The organism is uncultured Pontibacter sp., assembly GCF_947492645.1.
Taxonomy (GTDB): domain Bacteria; phylum Bacteroidota; class Bacteroidia; order Cytophagales; family Hymenobacteraceae; genus Pontibacter.
The window spans coordinates 113,456-129,506 of the sequence record NZ_CANLMZ010000010.1; the positions used below are offsets into that span (position 1 = coordinate 113,456).

17 protein-coding genes are annotated in these 16,051 nt (G+C 46.1%); all 17 read right to left on the reverse strand.

Annotated elements, in window-relative coordinates; translation table 11 throughout:
- Window positions 1-413 precede the first annotated feature (413 nt).
- Window positions 414-1,491, reverse strand: a protein-coding gene (gene prfB / locus Q1A23_RS16000) for a peptide chain release factor 2 (protein ID WP_299825077.1) whose coding sequence is annotated in 2 segments (ribosomal slippage) — window positions 414-1,430 and window positions 1,432-1,491 — 1,077 coding nt in all. Because the reading frame shifts where the segments join, the coding sequence is not laid out codon by codon here.
- 90 nt (window positions 1,492-1,581) lie between these two features.
- The gene (locus Q1A23_RS16005) at window positions 1,582-2,655 is read right to left on the reverse strand and encodes a branched-chain amino acid aminotransferase (RefSeq protein WP_299825078.1); all 1,074 of its coding nucleotides are present in this window, start codon (window positions 2,653-2,655) and stop codon (window positions 1,582-1,584) included.
- Window positions 2,656-2,686: 31 nt separating this feature from the next.
- Complete coding sequence (locus Q1A23_RS16010) at window positions 2,687-3,235, reverse strand: cob(I)yrinic acid a,c-diamide adenosyltransferase (protein WP_299825080.1); 549 nt, start codon at window positions 3,233-3,235, stop codon at window positions 2,687-2,689.
- A complete protein-coding gene (locus tag Q1A23_RS16015; RefSeq protein ID WP_299825082.1) occupies window positions 3,236-3,964 on the reverse strand; it encodes an ABC transporter ATP-binding protein in 729 nt (242 codons plus the stop codon). It lies immediately after the preceding gene.
- A 10-nt stretch (window positions 3,965-3,974) separates the two neighbouring features.
- Complete coding sequence (locus Q1A23_RS16020; protein ID WP_299825084.1) at window positions 3,975-7,016, reverse strand: hypothetical protein; 3,042 nt, start codon at window positions 7,014-7,016, stop codon at window positions 3,975-3,977.
- Window positions 7,017-7,031: 15 nt separating this feature from the next.
- Window positions 7,032-7,319 carry an Asp-tRNA(Asn)/Glu-tRNA(Gln) amidotransferase subunit GatC gene (gene gatC, locus Q1A23_RS16025; RefSeq protein ID WP_299825086.1) on the reverse strand — a complete coding sequence of 96 codons (288 nt, stop codon included), beginning with the start codon at window positions 7,317-7,319 and terminating at the stop codon, window positions 7,032-7,034.
- Window positions 7,261-8,067 (reverse strand): lysophospholipid acyltransferase family protein, encoded by an 807-nt coding sequence (locus Q1A23_RS16030; protein WP_299825088.1) that lies wholly within the window; start codon window positions 8,065-8,067, stop codon window positions 7,261-7,263. Before Q1A23_RS16030 ends, gatC begins: the two co-directional genes overlap by 59 nt.
- 560 nt (window positions 8,068-8,627) lie before the next feature.
- Window positions 8,628-9,191, reverse strand: coding sequence for an NUDIX hydrolase (locus tag Q1A23_RS16035; RefSeq protein WP_299825090.1), 564 nt, complete (start codon window positions 9,189-9,191; stop codon window positions 8,628-8,630).
- Window positions 9,192-9,247: 56 nt separating this feature from the next.
- Window positions 9,248-9,604 carry a DUF1801 domain-containing protein gene (locus tag Q1A23_RS16040; RefSeq protein WP_299825092.1) on the reverse strand — a complete coding sequence of 119 codons (357 nt, stop codon included), beginning with the start codon at window positions 9,602-9,604 and terminating at the stop codon, window positions 9,248-9,250.
- 10 nt (window positions 9,605-9,614) lie between these two features.
- Complete coding sequence (locus tag Q1A23_RS16045) at window positions 9,615-9,995, reverse strand: Rid family detoxifying hydrolase (protein ID WP_299825094.1); 381 nt, start codon at window positions 9,993-9,995, stop codon at window positions 9,615-9,617.
- Between the two features lie 79 nt (window positions 9,996-10,074).
- Window positions 10,075-10,782 (reverse strand): TlpA disulfide reductase family protein, encoded by a 708-nt coding sequence (locus Q1A23_RS16050; protein ID WP_299825095.1) that lies wholly within the window; start codon window positions 10,780-10,782, stop codon window positions 10,075-10,077.
- Window positions 10,783-10,898: 116 nt separating this feature from the next.
- Window positions 10,899-11,495, reverse strand: coding sequence for a hypothetical protein (locus Q1A23_RS16055; protein ID WP_299825097.1), 597 nt, complete (start codon window positions 11,493-11,495; stop codon window positions 10,899-10,901).
- 104 nt (window positions 11,496-11,599) lie between these two features.
- Window positions 11,600-12,181, reverse strand: coding sequence for a hypothetical protein (locus Q1A23_RS16060; protein WP_299825098.1), 582 nt, complete (start codon window positions 12,179-12,181; stop codon window positions 11,600-11,602).
- Between the two features lie 86 nt (window positions 12,182-12,267).
- On the reverse strand, window positions 12,268-12,609 hold the full coding sequence (locus Q1A23_RS16065; protein WP_299825099.1) for a hypothetical protein: 342 nt from the start codon (window positions 12,607-12,609) through the stop codon (window positions 12,268-12,270).
- A 100-nt stretch (window positions 12,610-12,709) separates the two neighbouring features.
- A complete protein-coding gene (locus Q1A23_RS16070) occupies window positions 12,710-13,171 on the reverse strand; it encodes a hypothetical protein (RefSeq protein WP_299825101.1) in 462 nt (153 codons plus the stop codon).
- 137 nt (window positions 13,172-13,308) lie between these two features.
- Window positions 13,309-14,010, reverse strand: a complete 702-nt coding sequence (locus Q1A23_RS16075; protein ID WP_299825102.1) for a 3'-5' exonuclease — start codon at window positions 14,008-14,010, stop codon at window positions 13,309-13,311.
- The gene (locus Q1A23_RS16080; protein WP_299825104.1) at window positions 14,010-15,947 is read right to left on the reverse strand and encodes a DUF294 nucleotidyltransferase-like domain-containing protein; all 1,938 of its coding nucleotides are present in this window, start codon (window positions 15,945-15,947) and stop codon (window positions 14,010-14,012) included. Before Q1A23_RS16080 ends, Q1A23_RS16075 begins: the two co-directional genes overlap by 1 nt.
- Window positions 15,948-16,051 lie beyond the last annotated feature (104 nt).

Below are 16,051 nucleotides of genomic sequence, written 5' to 3' on the forward strand. Positions count from 1 at the left end.
TTGTTTATTGATAGATCAGAACATGGCAGTCTTCTGTGCCAATTTCTTTACCCGGACCTTGCTCTACTCCTGATCAACATCCAGCTTAAATAATTTGCATTTTACCAATATTGAATAAATTTAAATAATAAAATATACAGCTTCTTAAAAGTATAAATTTTGTTTATTTTATTAAATAATATACGGTTGATGATTATTTAAGTACAGCTAAAGAAGCAAATATTATAAAAAAACAACCGCAGTATGCAAATATGTAAAATTTAAATATTCTAATAAAAGGCGACTTAAATAGAGCGCTATTTGAGAATATAGATAGGTAAGTATGATCATGTTTTGAGCTGCACCAAAAGCAAAGAGGGGCACCCTTCAGTGGGTGCCCCTCTTTGCTTTTGGTGTTATGTATAAGGATGCTATTATGCCTGCATCAGGAATGCCTTTATGTACTCATCCAGGTCTCCATCCAGCACATTCTGCACATCAGAACGCTCTACACCGGTGCGTATGTCTTTTACGAGTTTGTAAGGGTGCAACACGTAATTTCGTATCTGCGAGCCAAAATCGATACGCTTTTTGGTGCTTTCGATACGGTCACGCTCTTCGTTGCGCTTCTCCATTTCTATCTGGTAAAGGCGCGACTTTAACATGCGCAAGGCATGTTCTTTGTTCATGAGCTGCGAGCGCTCAATCTGACATTCGATCACGATGCCAGTCGGCTTGTGCTTCAGGCGAACAGCTGTTTCTACTTTGTTCACGTTCTGGCCACCTGCACCACCCGCACGATACGTGTCCCAGTCAATATCGCTTGGGTTTATTTCGATGTTGATCGTATCATCCACAACCGGATAGGCAAATACCGAAGCAAATGAAGTATGACGACGGCCCCCTGAATCGAATGGCGAGATGCGCACCAGGCGATGTACTCCAATTTCAGACTTTAAATAGCCGTAGGCAAAATCACCGGTAATCTCCAATGTGGCCGACTTTATACCTGCGCCTTCGCCAGCATTGTAGTTTATTTGCTTCACACCGAATTTATGCGATTCAGCCCACATGATGTACATGCGCATCAGCATCTCCGCCCAGTCCTGGCTTTCAGTACCGCCTGCTCCCGGGTTAATTTCCAGTATGGCGCTAAGCTGATCTTCTTCGCCGCTGAGCATCCGCTTAAATTCAAGTCCTTCAACGGCCTCTAAAGCTTTTTTATACTCTCCCTGTATATCCTCTTCTGATACATCACCTTCTTTATAGAAGTCGAACAGCACCTCAAAGTCAGACACGGCTTTTTCAACTTCTTCGTAGTGGTCCGTCCATACTTTTATGGATTTTACCTCTTTCAGTACTTTCTCTGCCTCTTTGGGGTCATCCCAGAAATTTGAGGCGGTGGTGCGTTCCTCGGTTTGGGCTATTTCCTGCTTTTTGGTATCGTAGTCAAAGGTACCTCCTCAAGGCCTCTACTCTGGCCTTCAACTCTTTTAATTGCTCGGTTGTCATTAGCTATGCGGTTATACTTTATTTTAAATACAAAATGCTGAAGTATAAACCATTGCTTATACTTCAGCATGCTTAATTCTGGCGTTATACTTACAGGTTGATGCGGTATACCCAGTTATGAGTGTCCGGAGCCTCGCCTGTCTTGATCTTATCCAGTTCTGTGGCAACCTTGTTAGATATTTCACGCCCTTCTATTGCAGGCAGCTCCATATCTGCACCATTGTGGTGGATAACAGCAATCTGAGCTATGGTAGCGGCTGTACCTGTACCAAATGCCTCCTGCAGCTTTCCAGCCTTATGAGCCTCCACAATTTCATCTACAGCTACTTTGCGCTCTTCTACAGTATACCCAAGGTCGCGGGCAAGCTGCAGCACGCTGTCTCTTGTTATACCTTTCAGAATGGTAGTGCTGACAGGCGGTGTGATTAGTTTGCCGTCAATTACAAACATCAGGTTCATGGTGCCAGACTCCTCGATATACTTATGATCGCGGGCATCTGTCCAGATAAGCTGATGGTATCCTTTTTCCTGCATTTTGCGGGCAGGCAGAAGCGCCGCACCGTAATTACCTGCAGCCTTGGCAAAACCGGCTCCTCCCTCAGCTGAGCGCATATAATGTGGCTCTATGGCTACTTTAAGCGGTTGCCCGTAATAAGCGCCTACCGGGCAAGAAAAGATAATAAAACGGTATGTAGAAGATGGGCGCACTCCGATAAAATCATCGGTAGCGAACATAAACGGACGGATGTATAGCGCGCAACCTGCGGTTGGAGGAACCCAGGCAGCATCAAGTTTAAGCAACTGCTCCAGGCCCTGCATAAAGATATCTTCCGGTAACGCAGGCATGCACATACGCTCTGCGGAAATGTTCAGGCGCTTTAAATTATCCAGCGGGCGGTAAAGCAAAATAGCGCCATCCGTAGACTTGTATGCTTTCATGCCTTCAAAAATAGATTGCCCGTAATGCAGCGCCGACGTTGCCGGACTTAAAGACATATTGCCATATGGCATGATCTGAGGAGTTTGCCAGGCGCCATCTTTGTAATCTGCCACCAGCATGTGGTCTGAAAAGATCTTACCGAACTCAATATTATTATAGTCCAGTTCCGAAATGCGGGATTGTGCAACGCATTCGGCAGGTATCGTTAGCATATCTAAAGACATATTAGATTTGTTTGGTTCCTTTAATTGGGTATCAGACGCGCGGTTTCCAGGTTACTTCTTCGGCACCGAGTTCCTGCGTCATTTTACGGCAAAGAGCAAACAGATAGTCAGACAATCTGTTTAAATATTTTATAACAAGATCATCTACTTCTGAAACTTGCTGCAGGCTAATGGCCAGTCGTTCTGCACGGCGGCAAACACAACGGGCTACATGGCAAAACGAAACAGACTGATGCCCGCCTGGTAGTATAAACGCACGCAACGGAGGCACTTCAGCTGTATACGCATCAATCTCCTGCTCCAGTAACGTAATATCTTCTTCGTGCAGGTCCGGCGTTTTCATCTTTGATTTTCCGGGATCAGTTGCCAGCAATGCTCCAATGGTAAACAGCCTGTCCTGTATTTCTTTTAACACATCGAGGCGGCTGTTGTTTACCTCCTGGTCCCGCACTAAGCCAATGTATGAGTTTAGCTCATCCACGGTACCATACGCATCTATGCGCAGGTCAGCCTTAGACACACGGGTACCGCCAATGAGTGCTGTTGTCCCCTTGTCGCCTGTTTTAGTATAAATTTTCATTTAGTTTGAGTGCTCTGTCTGAAATCTGGAGGCGGTTATCACATCATCATTCATGATATCAGACTCTACAAGGCCATCGCGCAGGCGCACAATGCGGTGTGCGTAACGGGCAATGTCTTCTTCGTGTGTTACCATGATGATGGTGTTGCCTTTGGAGTGAAGGTTCTCAAAAAGCTCCATGATCTCGTAAGATGTTTTGGTATCAAGGTTACCCGTCGGTTCGTCGGCAAGTATGATACTTGGGTCGTTTATAAGGGCACGGGCAATAGCCACTCGCTGCCGCTGGCCACCTGATAATTCGTTTGGCTTGTGCTTGCCGCGGTTGCCCAGGCCTACACTTTCCAGGGCCTGCTGCGCTTTTTCTTCGCGCTGGCTTTTGCTGTAACCGGCATAAATCAATGGCAAGGCAACGTTTTCAAGAGAGCTTTGGCGCGGCAACAGGTTAAAGGTCTGAAACACGAAGCCTATCTCCTTGTTGCGTACTTCGGCCAGTTCGTTATCGCTCATGTTACTCACATCCTGCCCATTCAGTATATACTGCCCGCCGGTAGGGGTATCAAGGCAGCCTATAATGTTCATCAGCGTAGACTTACCGGAACCAGAAGGCCCCATAAAAGCTACATACTCGCCTTTGTTAATTTTGATGGACACAGAACTAAGGGCATGAATGGTTTCGGCTCCCATTCGGTAGACTTTGGATATGTCGTGAGTTTCGATGATAACGCTCATACAGCTTATTTTATAGTTGCCAGCTATCGGCTTTCGATTCAGCCTCCTGCCGCTTTTTGTCTAATTTCTCTATAAATGTAGTATATTCAGAGGCAGGAAGCAAGCTTTGCAAAGTCTCTTTAGCCTCATCTGCATAGTTGTAAAGGCCTAATTCTATACTTTCGAGGGCATAAGCCTTGTGCAGCTCCGGCGCAAATGGGTTATAAGTAATTCCGCTTAAAAGTATGTTGTAAGCTTTTTCCGTTTTTGGCTCGTTCCTTTGAAAAAAATCAGCTGCAGCTAACACCACTTCCTCATCATATAAAAGCATTTTCAGAGCCTGGTCATACCTGGAGGCAGCTTCTTCGTTTCGGCCTCTGGCGTCGGCTACTCTTGCTTTAAAGTATAAATACTGCCGCTTGTCGCGGTCGGTCAGGTGCAGCTGCTCCATCCTGGAAAGCAACAGATCATACTTGCCGGTATTTAGCCACAAGCGCAGCTGTTGCAGGTTTAAAGCAGATCGCAACTGCCCCTCTGGCAGCAGCTTCGTCGAAGCCTCTTGTATGGCATCATACGCCTCTTTCCATCTTTTCTTACCCATCAGGTAATTTACACGCGCCACCATGGCACTACGGCTAAGCTCCTTATCCTGTACTGAGCTTACCAAAGCGTTTACCTCTTGCATAGTCAGGCGCGGCAAAAACGACAACAGGTACTGCACTTTATCTTTGTCAGGGGCCTCTGCCACAATTGTTTGGGTATTTTGCTGCAGCACAGCCATCAGGTCTTGTGCCACGGCAATAGCTGCTTCGTTTTCGGTGTAAGCTACTTCCTGCAGCACCCCAATGGCTTGTTCAGGCTCGTTGGCCAGCGCCAGCGCATAACCGTGTGCCAGAAATGCGTTTTGGTAGCCATTGTCTTTTGCTTTCTTGAAGTATGAGGCAGCTGCTCTGTAGTTCTTCTCTTCCAGCATCCAATGGCCAAGGGCGTAGTTATAGTAACCACTCTTTGCTTCTGCCTGCAAGGCCAGGTTCTCCAGCAGTCGCCTGCCTTCTCTTGGCCGGCCATTGTAGTGGTGTATAAGGCCTTTCAAGTATAACAGGTCCTCGAAAAAAATCTGGTTGCCAGGCGATGCCAAATAGCGGTCTATCGGTGCAACACGGGCGGTATCGCCTGCGCTTAGCCTGCTTATGGTTTGGTTATAGAACAAGGTAAGGTCCTCTACAGCATCCAACGAATCAGGCATAAAGACTTCCTTATCTCGTGGTTCCATGCCAAGCAACTGCCTTAGCAAAGCGGTATTGCTGCGCAGCGTTTTATACTTCCCTTTTATAGATGCATCGAGCAGCTCCTGCGCAGGCTCAAGCATGGCTTGCCTTGTATAATAGGCCAGCCTGTTGCTGTAAATAAAATCTTTATCAGAAGTATACTTCTGGGCCAGGTCAAAGTAGTAGGCGGTGCTATCCTGCACATTGGTCTGTGCATACATCAGCGCCAGGTTATTGTAAATTTCTGCACTTTCAGGAAACTCCCTCACCCCCTCCTGCAACACGTACAGCTTCTCAAAGAAATAGCGTTTCGCATCGTACAGGTTCGCCAGCCTGATGTAAAGCTTCGGGTTAGGGCGCTTGGATATTGCATCTTTCAGGCGGAGAATCTCGTTGTTGCGCTGGTTTGTTTTACGGTATAAACCCGAAAGGCTATAATTGGCTTTTACGTTGTTTACGTCAAACACATCACTCTCTTCATAAAAGCGCTCTGCCAGTATATCATTGCCGGATGCGGTGTATAAATCGCCGAGGTAGCTGTAGTAACCGGCCTGCGCATACATGTAGGAGCGGTATTGCGTGCGCACAATAAGTATGGCAAAAAGTATAAGCCCCATGATGAAAAACGAGAACATCGACAGGTTTTTAGGCTCATACACCACCTTGTAAACCGGCAACCGCTGCTCTATCAGCCTGCCAAAGTTTACCATGATGTAGATAAAAAACATAAAGCCGAATGCCAGGTGCGTGTATACCACCAGATCACGGAAAAGCGCAATGTAAGTATCGTTGGCAGTTGCAAAGGCATAGCCTATACTTGCAAAGGCAATGGTGGCAAAAACAAGGTACAGTACAGCACCTGTTGGCCTGAACAAGAAGAGTTTTTTGTAGTAAGCTTCGCGCTGGCGCATGCCCCAAAAGCCTGCCACAGCCGACAGCAAAAGGATAACATACGCATTAATGTACAGCAGGTCGGCGTGCAGGTAACCGATGTGGCGCAGGTACAGCAGCAACAGGTTAAGCAAGTATAAAACAGCTACAAGTATAAACTGCCACATACTAAAGCGGCGCTCAGGTGTTTTAGCCTGTGTGTTTATCCAGAGCAGGACATTTACGTTTTCGTAAGATACCCACAGCATAAACAGCAGGGTAATGATAAGCGTGCCGATGCTGCTGTAGTTTACCAAGTGCAGGGTTACCAGCTCGGCTGAAAATTCGGCTTCGCTGTAAAAGAACACCCCAAGTATGCCCACAATGCCCAGCATGGCCAGCAGGCGCAGCGAAAACCTGGTAGTTGGCAGGAATGCCTGGAAAGCATAACTTCCTAAGGCCAGGGTAATTATACTTACCAGCAGCGCTGTCTGGCCTGTACCAGATCCAAAAATACTCAGCTCATCAAAATAAAAACTAGCCAAAAACAGCATCAGCAGCAGCATCCCTACAAAGTATGGGATCCGCTTCATGGTGCTGATGGCAGCGGCATAAAAGGCTATGCCAAGTGCGATGAAACCCAGAAAAAACGTGGCCGCCGTGGTGTTTACAGTTGGCAGGGTTACGTCGTACTGTTCAAAAATCAAATACCCATCCGCCGGTAAGGTAAACTCCTCCAGCAGGCGCGACACCTCGTGCACCGGAACCGGCACTACCTGCAGGTCTGAAATTTTATCCCAGCCGTAAACATAGCCCTCTCCGGTGAAGTAGTAAAACACACCTATAGCCAGAGCTAACGTGGCAAGCAGCAATAAAAAAAGATAGGGATACTTGGTGTCAGTATCCCAGCCTTTCCAGAATTTGATTTTGCTCATATGTAAGTCAGCAGATTACTCCAGCACTTTTGGTACCCTGAAATAATCGGAGTCTTTTTTAGGGGCATTCAGCAATGCCTGCTCATGCGATACGGTATTTTGCGCCACATCTTCGCGCAGCACGTTTACTTCTTCAGACATGTGGGTAAGTGGCTCCACATTCTCTGTGTCCAGCTCACGCAGCTTGTCTACCCAGTTCAGGATCTTGTTCAGGTCCTGCAGCACTTCCTGCTCTTTTTCCTCGTTAAACTCCAGCCTTGCTAAGTGCGCTAATTTTCTGATAGTCTGAATATCCGTTGACATGTGTCTTAGTATGTTTTGTTACTTCTGTTTGGATTATGTTAAAAACCCGCTCCTTTAAAAGTGGCAGGTCTGCTTGTGTCATTCCTTTGGTATCTATCGGCTCGTGGTATATTACCTTAAGCGGATGCCATCTTACTTTCAGTTTCCCGTCCAGGTCGGGCAGGAAGTGTTGGTTATATGGCATGGTTACCGGCACTACCGGCAACTGCTTTTCGATGGCCAGCTTAAACGGCCCGTCTTTAAAAGGCAGCAACTGCTCTCCGGCTGTGGGCGGTATGGTGCCCTCCGGAAAAATAACCAGATTGCGCCCCTGCTCCAGCGACCTCACCGATTTGATATAGCTTTTGGCGCTACTTACTGCGCTTCTACGGTCTACGGAAATGTACAGCTTGTTGTATACTTTCCCCCACAGCGGCACCTTAGCCAGCGAGCTTTTGCCCACAAAGTTAAGAAATCCCGGTATGGAATGCAGCATCATCGGGATGTCGAGGTAAGAGCTGTGGTTTGGGGTAAAGATATACTGCTGCTTCGGGTCGAATTTCATGCGCCACTCTACTATCAGCGGGGCCATAAACATCCTCAAAAATATGGTAGACCAGGCTCTGTTGATGCCATGCACGTGCTTATACCACTTCTCCTTCCGGATAAGCAACGCCTGCACCGGGTAAGAAACCACAAACGGCACTATAAACCAGGTGCAGCACCAGGTAGTGTATAGCCTTTGGGAGAGGTATTTAATAGCTTTCATGCACTCAAATGTAAGAATATTCCCGCATTGTTCAACTTCTACAAAACCATCGCATCTACAGAATAATTCAATAACGTTTTGTACTGTTGGGTGGTATAGCTTTAAGTTATATCTGTTGATTTTACTTATGCCTTTAGCTGGCTTTGCTTACTTTTGGAACCAGTCTATAATTTTATAGTTACGTGTGCTCGAAGTATAACTTGCTTATCGTTCTATAGTTGATTTTGGTGCCGTCCTGGGCCGGGAGGCCCCATCTTTGGGCATCGCGCAGCTGATTTGAAGCTAACCTCGTACCTCGGGTTGCCTGCAGCACCGCAACAAATCAAAGGCGCTCTTTATCGAGGGCCCCTACCCCCACTCAAAGACTGATACATTTCTCATTGCTACCATCTCCTATAGTTTAGACAGATTAGCTTCAACCTTTCCCTACAATATATTCCCGTAGGGATAGATCGCGACCTGTCCGCTTAATACAGTTAACAATGAAACTATAGATCAAGAATAGCACCCGCAGAAATTTCCCTCCTCAGAGGGGGTAGGAGTGGGTTAGATTTACAAGCCTACTTCTGCCCTTCCTGCTGCAACATGATATGCGCCTTAAGTATACCGGCTACGCTGATGGCGTCGGTTATCTCGTTGTTCATGGCCATGCGCACGGCTTCTCTGAAATGTACTTTTCTAATGTGCAGCTCTTCGGTTTCTTCAAAAGCGGTTTCGCCGGGGGTAAGCTCCTGTGCCAGGAAAACAAAGCCTTCTTCGTCGGTTACGGAATTGGAAGTATGCAGGCGGCAGATATTCGTCCACTTGGCAGCAGTAAAGCCAGTTTCTTCCTGCAGCTCACGCTTCGCCGATTCCAGGATGTCGTTCTCTACCAAGCCACCACCCATTGGTATTTCCCAACTGTACTCGTTTAGCGGGTAGCGGTATTGGCCGATCAGGTAAGTATAACCTTCGTCGTCTATCGGAATAATACCGATGGCTTTGTTTTTCATACTTACCACACCATAGATGCCTTTGCCGCCTTTTGGGTTCAGCACCTGGTCTTCGCGCACTTTAATCCAGGGGTTCTGGTAAATATCCCGGCTGGACAGGGTAGTCCAGGGGTTGTGTGTCTCGTCGATCATAGCTTGTAATGTTGCTGCTGCAAAGGTAAGAGGTTTTGAAGGTAATATTGCTCAGTTTAAACCGAAGCAGCCTTAAACCACTCCTGAAGCAACTGGCTGTTGATATCAGCTATACTTTTGATTTTGATGTGCCGCATATCTTTGCCGGTGCCTTGCAGCAGGTTTTGTGTATCGTTCAGCTTCTGGAAGTTAAAAAAGCCCAACGACACATATCCCTTGGCAGTTTTGAGGTAGGCGAAATCTTTATCGGATCGGAATACAGGCCTGCTCCACTTAAACTCTTCTGTCGCGTTGGGCACGCTTTCATGTATCAACTGGCGGATTGCCTGCATCATCTCTTGCTGTGCTCCGGCATTCTCGATGTAGGCTGTTACGTGTGGGTTCACTTTATTGGCGCTTAAATCCTCTGTCAAAAGTATAAAATCAGCCTCTCCTGGCAATCATCTCCAGTTCTACTTGCGCGCCCAGCGGCAGGGAGGCTACACCTATGGTGGTGCGGGCAGGGTAAGGCGCTGCAAACTGTCTTTCGTACACGGCGTTCATGGCTGCAAAATTGGCCATATCTGTTAAAAATACATTTACCTTTACTACATCATCAGGAGTTAAGCCAGCTGCAGCCAGCACAGTAAATAGATTTTTAAAACATTGTTCCGTTTGTGCTGCAATATCGCCTTCTACTAGTTTTCCTGTTTCTGCATCAATCGGTGTTTGCCCTGAGAGGAAAACAAGGTCTCCAGCCTCCACGGCATGTGAATATGGGCCTACGGCTACTGCCCCTTCTGCGGTAAATGCTTTTCTTGGCATGGTTTGGGTTTGTTATATTATAATGGTGTTAGTGTAAGCGTCGGCTGAAGGATGGCATTTACACCTTTTTACCAATTGTTTATTCTTGTTTAGTAAGATAATCTAAGATAGGTGCGTAAGATTGAATCAAAGCAATCTGTACTTGTCCTTTTTCGTCTCTTTCATTTAATATTGGTGTACCTTCTTTTACTACCCGAATTATTCCTTCCTTATCAACAAAGAAATTTATTGGGTAGCTTTCTATTCCCCATTTGTCAAATAATTCTTGTGCATTTGGTAAAATAAGAAACTCAAAAGGGTGCTTAGTTAAGAGCTTCTTAATTTTTGTTGGGTTTTCAGGTGCAGGGGCTAAGAAAACTACGTCCTTATACATTTCTTTTAGCTTGTTTAATTCTGGCATTTCAAAAATGCAGGGGTTACACGTGGTTGACCAAAAGTTAACCATAACCACTTTGCCTTTCAAAGAATTTAAATCGATTATTTTGCCATCCAGCGTCTTTAGTGAAAATGATGGTAACTCTTTGTTTTCGTATTTTAAGACAAAATCACTCTTCTGGGGCATAATTTTAAAATCAATAAAAGTAGTATCTCCTATAGTGGTTCCATTACCAGAAGTGGAAATAGGATACCCAAGGTCTCTTATACTATCTTTTTGGGCTACTGTATAAAGCTTACCTACTCCGTCACGATACATCTTTACTGCTTTCTGATTTACGCTCGTTTGAGCATAGCTTATAGTAATAATTAAAAACAGAAACCAAGCGGATAATAAAGCCTTAAGTCTCATAGCTATTTTAAAATGTTGTTTTAATTATTAGTGACGGTGTTAGTGTATGGGCAGTAGCGGAATAGAAGCAAAGACTTTTGATTTACTACTGCACCCGCTATTTTCCATACACCTTGTTATCGGTTCGGGCTTTTATTCAAACTACTTTTCAATTTCATTGTCAGCTTTATAATCACCGGTCTGATAAATTTATAGGTAAGAATTCCAATAGCTGCCAGTATAAGTATGAAAATGGTTGGCAATATTGCCCCAAAGGTAAAGGTCATGCTAAGAATGAAGCCTAAGATGAACTCAGCATAGTATATGGGAATAATTAAGCTGAGCACTAATATGATGTAAGGTACATTATCTAAAAAGAGGCTGTACCCATTCGTGAATGAAGCTGCTATTAAAACCCCTAAGCCCAAACCTGTTATAAAAAGTCTTATAGCCTGTCTTTGTAGATGATTTGTTTGCTGTCCCTGTGGAAGTTGTTTACCAATTCTCTTTTCCGTCCTACCTATAAGAAACCATGTAAGAGTAGGAAGCATTAATCCGTTCCACCAGTTGGAGATTGCAGGCAGGTCTTGTTGTTGTAGAATATGATGACTGGCGACCCCACCCTGAAAATGCTCCCAAACAAGTAAGGAGAGAACAAAAACAGTTACAATACCTGTAAGAAGGACTTTAGTATTTGACCTGATTTGTATTCGAGCAATTTCTTGATTTATCATTATTTTCTATCTGCTTTTTTATTGTCTGCTTGACCGCCAACGTGCTGGTATAGCAGATTGCAATGCGTAGCCGAAGCAGTACTGCTATACTTGGTTGGGCTGAGTTATTTTATTTCCATAACCTCACCGCCATGGTTGGTGTACTTTCCTTGTTTTAGTTTCATGTCCCAGCGCCCTTTCTTAACTTCATACTCCCTGTCAAACTGGTTTATTAAGTCTTTTACCAGCTTAGTTTCTGGGTTGTCTGGCTGTTGGTATAATTCAGGATAGCTGTAAGTTCTCATTCCCTTGCTATCATGAATAGCTATAGACCAGTAGTCACCGTCCAGCCAATGCACTTGATAACCGTCTATTGTTTCTGCTTTCTTTAAAAGCTCTGTCTCGTTTTTTACCACTTGTAGCAAGGTAGAGGTAGTGGGTACTTCCTTTTTCATTACAAGCAGTTTGTTGTCTTTAAGACGGTGCGTATAGCGGTAAAGGTCAGTCTTGCCCTCACCGTTCTTTTTGAGGCTGTAGAATAGCTTTGAAGCTACAGGGCTTGCACCCCTAAACGTAATTTCCATTAGTAATGAGTCAGTAGCAGCCAAGGTCCCGACTTGCGGCAATGACACTTCTGACTCTTCTTCTCTTCCGAGAGAGCAAGCAGACAGCAACACCACAAGACACATAGCTAAAATTGTTCTCATTCTATACTTTCTAATTTAGCCCAACGGATTAAGCTATGGTGCATTTTAATGCACTATAGGTGTGGTTACCTGATGATTTTCTTCCTTTATTCAATAACTACTACGTCGGTTTCATTCTGATTGTAGTCGTAAAACAACTTCCTGTTTTTCCAAGAGTATTCTGGTCCACGCCAAACAGTTGCCTTTAAACTAAAGAGAAGTGCAACAATCGAAAATACTATTATTGGTAGTATAAAACTTTCTTTACTAGCTTTCCTGATTCTAAATGTCCAGACTAAGTGAATGATTGTTAAAAGGTAAAGTATGGCAAAGTAGAATAAATCTCCAAGCCCGTGGCCAAATGTAACATGCAGTCCAAAGAATCCTGCAATACAAAGGAATATCTCAAAGAACAGTACTGCTGAATTAACTAATTTAAATGTTCTCAAAATTCATAATTGAATTGACAGGTAACGTGCTCGTGCTATAATGTGGGTAAGGCGTAGCCGAGACCTAAATTATGCACCTTGTTAGCGGTTCGGAGTTTTTTTACTTTAATTTTTTCTTATAATCAGGTATAAACTCTCGTGTATAACAGGCCTTATCTGTTTTAAATATACCTTTCTCAAATGCTTCCTTATGTAATTGTGGTAGCTTCTTAAATCTTTTCATTCGGATTCTATCTACCTTCTTGATAGTTATAAAATCATGTGTACCGCTTAACATCAATACAACCTCTACTTCATCACACTTATCTTCAAGCTCTATAGATGCCCAATCTATTCCAACAGTACCAAACATTAGTCTTTTCACGGAAACAGGAATCTCGATTTGGAAAAAACCATTTAAATCTGTTCTGCCGACTTCAACTGTGTCATTTATTATAATTGACACGTATGGCAAAGTCTCGAAATTATTATCAATCACCCTTCCTTTAACTGTTTTGTCTTGAGAATACAGTCTACATATTGAAAAACCGAATACAATAAAAAGAATTAACAACTTCTTCATTCCAATATTATTCTCTTTCAGTTTGTTTAGCCTCTAAATAGTATTCTGCGCTGACCGCTAACTACTGTATAAACGTAATAAACATACGCTTTTTTGTCGAAATCTACAGATAACCGTAATCGTGTAGGCAAATATTCTTACCTCACCAACTCCCCCACCGTCTTTATCCCCCGTTTTTTAGCCAGCGCCAGCAGCTTTAGCAAAAGTATGGCGGTGGTAAAAGCGTCGCCGGGGGCGGTGTGGCGGGCTTCGGTGGGCAGGTTATACTTTTGGCTGAGGGCGTCGAGGCTGTAATCGGAGCGGTTGAAGCTGTCGGGGCTGTGGCGGAAACGCTCAAGGCGCTGGGCCAATTGGGCGGTATCTATACTTCGGTTCAGCAGTTTGCCCTGTATGCCGCTGCGCCGGAGCATGCCGTTCAGCATGTCGGTATCGAACTTTACGTGGTGGCCTACCAGTATGGCGTTGCCAGCAAAGTATAAAAAAGCCTGCAGCGCCTCCTGCTCGGTTAGTCCCTGCTCCTGCACCTGCGAGGGAAGTATGCCATGCACCTCAGGGCTCTTGTTGCCCAACTCCACTTCCTGGTGCACCAGGCACTCCAGACTATCCTGCACCAGCACCTGCTGCCCCTGCACTTTTACGGCCCCTATACTTAGCACCTTATCTGTTTTAGTATCCAGGCCGGTGGTTTCGGTATCAAACACAACAAATACGGCATCCTGTAGTGGAGTAGCCGCAGCAGGCTGGCTGTTTATACTTTGGATGTAGATTTTCCAGAACTCCGGGTCGTGAGGAGCGGCCTGCGGCGGACGGGTAAAAAGTTTGTGTAGCCAGTTCGCCATCAGCCTAAATAGCTAAGTTGAAAGCGCACCTGCAGCAGCTCCTGCACATCGCTGATGGGCTTAAAGGTGTTGCGCAGCGTTTGTCGTTCCAGTTTGTTCAGTTCCTGCGGGTTCAGGTAGCGGCCCGAGTTGCGGTTGCGCAGTCCGTTCAGGGCGCGGTAACGCATCATAATTTCGTAGGCCATGGCGGCCTCGCGGTACAGGTCGGCGTTATGGGGTTCCAGCTCCGCAAGCTTCTCAAAGCGCTTAAAAGTATTGTTCATTCCGGCCACGCGGTTGTCCAGCGTCAGTACGCGGGCAGCATCTACCAGGGGCGTCATGGCGCGTAGTTTTATGTCGAACTGGTCTTTGTGCTCGCCGCCGCGTTCTACTACAAAATTGCGGAAAAAGCTAAGCGGCGGCGGTGTTTGCAGCGCATGCTTGGCCAGGTATGGCAGGAAAATCCGTTCCTGTTGTATGTGCTCGTAAATGTAATCGGTTAGCTGCGTAGCCAGTTTAAAATCGCCGTACACGGGGCGGTAATCGAAGAAGATAGAAGTATGGAGCAGCGCCTCTTCGGTGGGCTCGTGTATCCAGGTATAGAAATGCTGTTTCCAGGCGTGCAGCGGCTGGCACCACTTCGGGTTGCTACCCATCATGTTGGCCGGGCACCTCTCAAATCCGCTTTTCTCCAGCGTGTCATTCACGATACCTGCCAGCTTCAGGAAGTATACTTGTGCTTCTTTTTCGCCGGCGGCATGCAGGTCTTCAAACACCAGCGCATTGTCCTGGTCGGTGCGCAACAGTTGCTCTTCGCGCCCTTCGCTGCCAATGCTTAGCCAGCAATACTGCAAAGGCGGCTCGCCAAGTATAGTTTCGGCATGTTGTAAGGCCCGCACTATAAGTGCATCGTTTATCTCGGTGATGATATTGGCGACAAAGGCTATACTTACCTCCTGCTCCAGGTATTTTTGCAGCAGCTCTTCGGCACGGTTTCGCAATGCGGGCAAGTTATCTATACTTCTGGTTTGCCGGATTTCCTGCACCAGCACCGCCGGGTTATTGCCCTGCGCCAGCAACAGGTCGTGCTCCGTTACAACGCCTTGTACGGCTGTGTTTATACTTCCGTCGGCGGTAATGCAGAGGTGCTTTATCTTATGCCGCATCATGGCAATCAACGCTTCGGCCATGTGCGGGTTTGGCTGTATACTTACCACCGGCGACGACATGATAGCCGTTACCGGATCATCTATACTTACATGCCCTGCCACTACCCGCTTACGCATATCGGTGTCGGTAAGTATACCCAAGGGCTTTTGCGCATCATCCACCACCATCATAAAACTGGAGTCTTTGTCGCTCATGATCTGGGCAGCCAGGCGCAGCGAGGTTTCAGGCGAGCAACTTATAAGCCCCTGAGAAGTATCTACGGCCAGCACATCTTCCAGGTGCAGGGGCAGCGGCAATCCCAATTGGCTTTTCAGGCCGCGCCGGGCCTGGTTTGTTTCCTGCATTCGGCCATGCTGCACCGATGCCCCTGCCGCAAAGCCGGCTGCAAAGTATAAAGCCACCTCGGGGCTTTCGTGAAGCACAGGCTCAAAAAGCTTTATCGATACACCATACACCAGCGATTCTTCGGCAGCGGTGGCTGTAGAGGAATAGTCTTTTTTCGCAATCAGGGCACGCACTCCAAACACGTCGCCTTCATCGCATACATCCACCAGCCTTTTGTTGCCGCCTGTATCTTGCTGTTCCAGCCTCACCGATCCTTGCCGCACAATATAAAAGTATAAATGCGCCGCATCGCCTTGCGAGAAAAGCACTTGTTCCAGCTCTAGGTACAAAACCCGCACCTGCGCTGCCAGTTGCTGTAGTTTTTCCGGCTTTACCAGGTTAAACGGCGGATATTTTACCAGGAACTCAAGTACCCGTTCTTGTATGGCGTTGGAGGGTTTCATAGCGGTGGTTTATACTTGTTAAGTTACAGGTTTGGCTGTGGCTTTGCAATACCTTACCCTGGCCCTCCTCTAATAACAGGTGAGGGAGATGCAGTACCGGAAAC

What these genes read in the sequence shown, in the direction of transcription:
- Q1A23_RS16005 (WP_299825078.1), bottom strand. Translation starts at nt 2,655, where the DNA reads ATGTCTTTAGATATGCTAACGATACCTGCCGAATGCGTTGCACAATCC.
- Q1A23_RS16010 (WP_299825080.1), bottom strand. Translation starts at nt 3,235, where the DNA reads ATGAAAATTTATACTAAAACAGGCGACAAGGGGACAACAGCACTCATT.
- Q1A23_RS16015 (WP_299825082.1), bottom strand. Translation starts at nt 3,964, where the DNA reads ATGAGCGTTATCATCGAAACTCACGACATATCCAAAGTCTACCGAATG.
- Q1A23_RS16020 (WP_299825084.1), bottom strand. Translation starts at nt 7,016, where the DNA reads ATGAGCAAAATCAAATTCTGGAAAGGCTGGGATACTGACACCAAGTAT.
- gatC (WP_299825086.1), bottom strand. Translation starts at nt 7,319, where the DNA reads ATGTCAACGGATATTCAGACTATCAGAAAATTAGCGCACTTAGCAAGG.
- Q1A23_RS16030 (WP_299825088.1), bottom strand. Translation starts at nt 8,067, where the DNA reads ATGAAAGCTATTAAATACCTCTCCCAAAGGCTATACACTACCTGGTGC.
- Q1A23_RS16035 (WP_299825090.1), bottom strand. Translation starts at nt 9,191, where the DNA reads ATGATCGACGAGACACACAACCCCTGGACTACCCTGTCCAGCCGGGAT.
- Q1A23_RS16045 (WP_299825094.1), bottom strand. Translation starts at nt 9,995, where the DNA reads ATGCCAAGAAAAGCATTTACCGCAGAAGGGGCAGTAGCCGTAGGCCCA.
- Q1A23_RS16050 (WP_299825095.1), bottom strand. Translation starts at nt 10,782, where the DNA reads ATGAGACTTAAGGCTTTATTATCCGCTTGGTTTCTGTTTTTAATTATT.
- Q1A23_RS16055 (WP_299825097.1), bottom strand. Translation starts at nt 11,495, where the DNA reads ATGATAAATCAAGAAATTGCTCGAATACAAATCAGGTCAAATACTAAA.
- Q1A23_RS16060 (WP_299825098.1), bottom strand. Translation starts at nt 12,181, where the DNA reads ATGAGAACAATTTTAGCTATGTGTCTTGTGGTGTTGCTGTCTGCTTGC.
- Q1A23_RS16070 (WP_299825101.1), bottom strand. Translation starts at nt 13,171, where the DNA reads ATGAAGAAGTTGTTAATTCTTTTTATTGTATTCGGTTTTTCAATATGT.
- Q1A23_RS16075 (WP_299825102.1), bottom strand. Translation starts at nt 14,010, where the DNA reads ATGGCGAACTGGCTACACAAACTTTTTACCCGTCCGCCGCAGGCCGCT.
- Q1A23_RS16080 (WP_299825104.1), bottom strand. Translation starts at nt 15,947, where the DNA reads ATGAAACCCTCCAACGCCATACAAGAACGGGTACTTGAGTTCCTGGTA.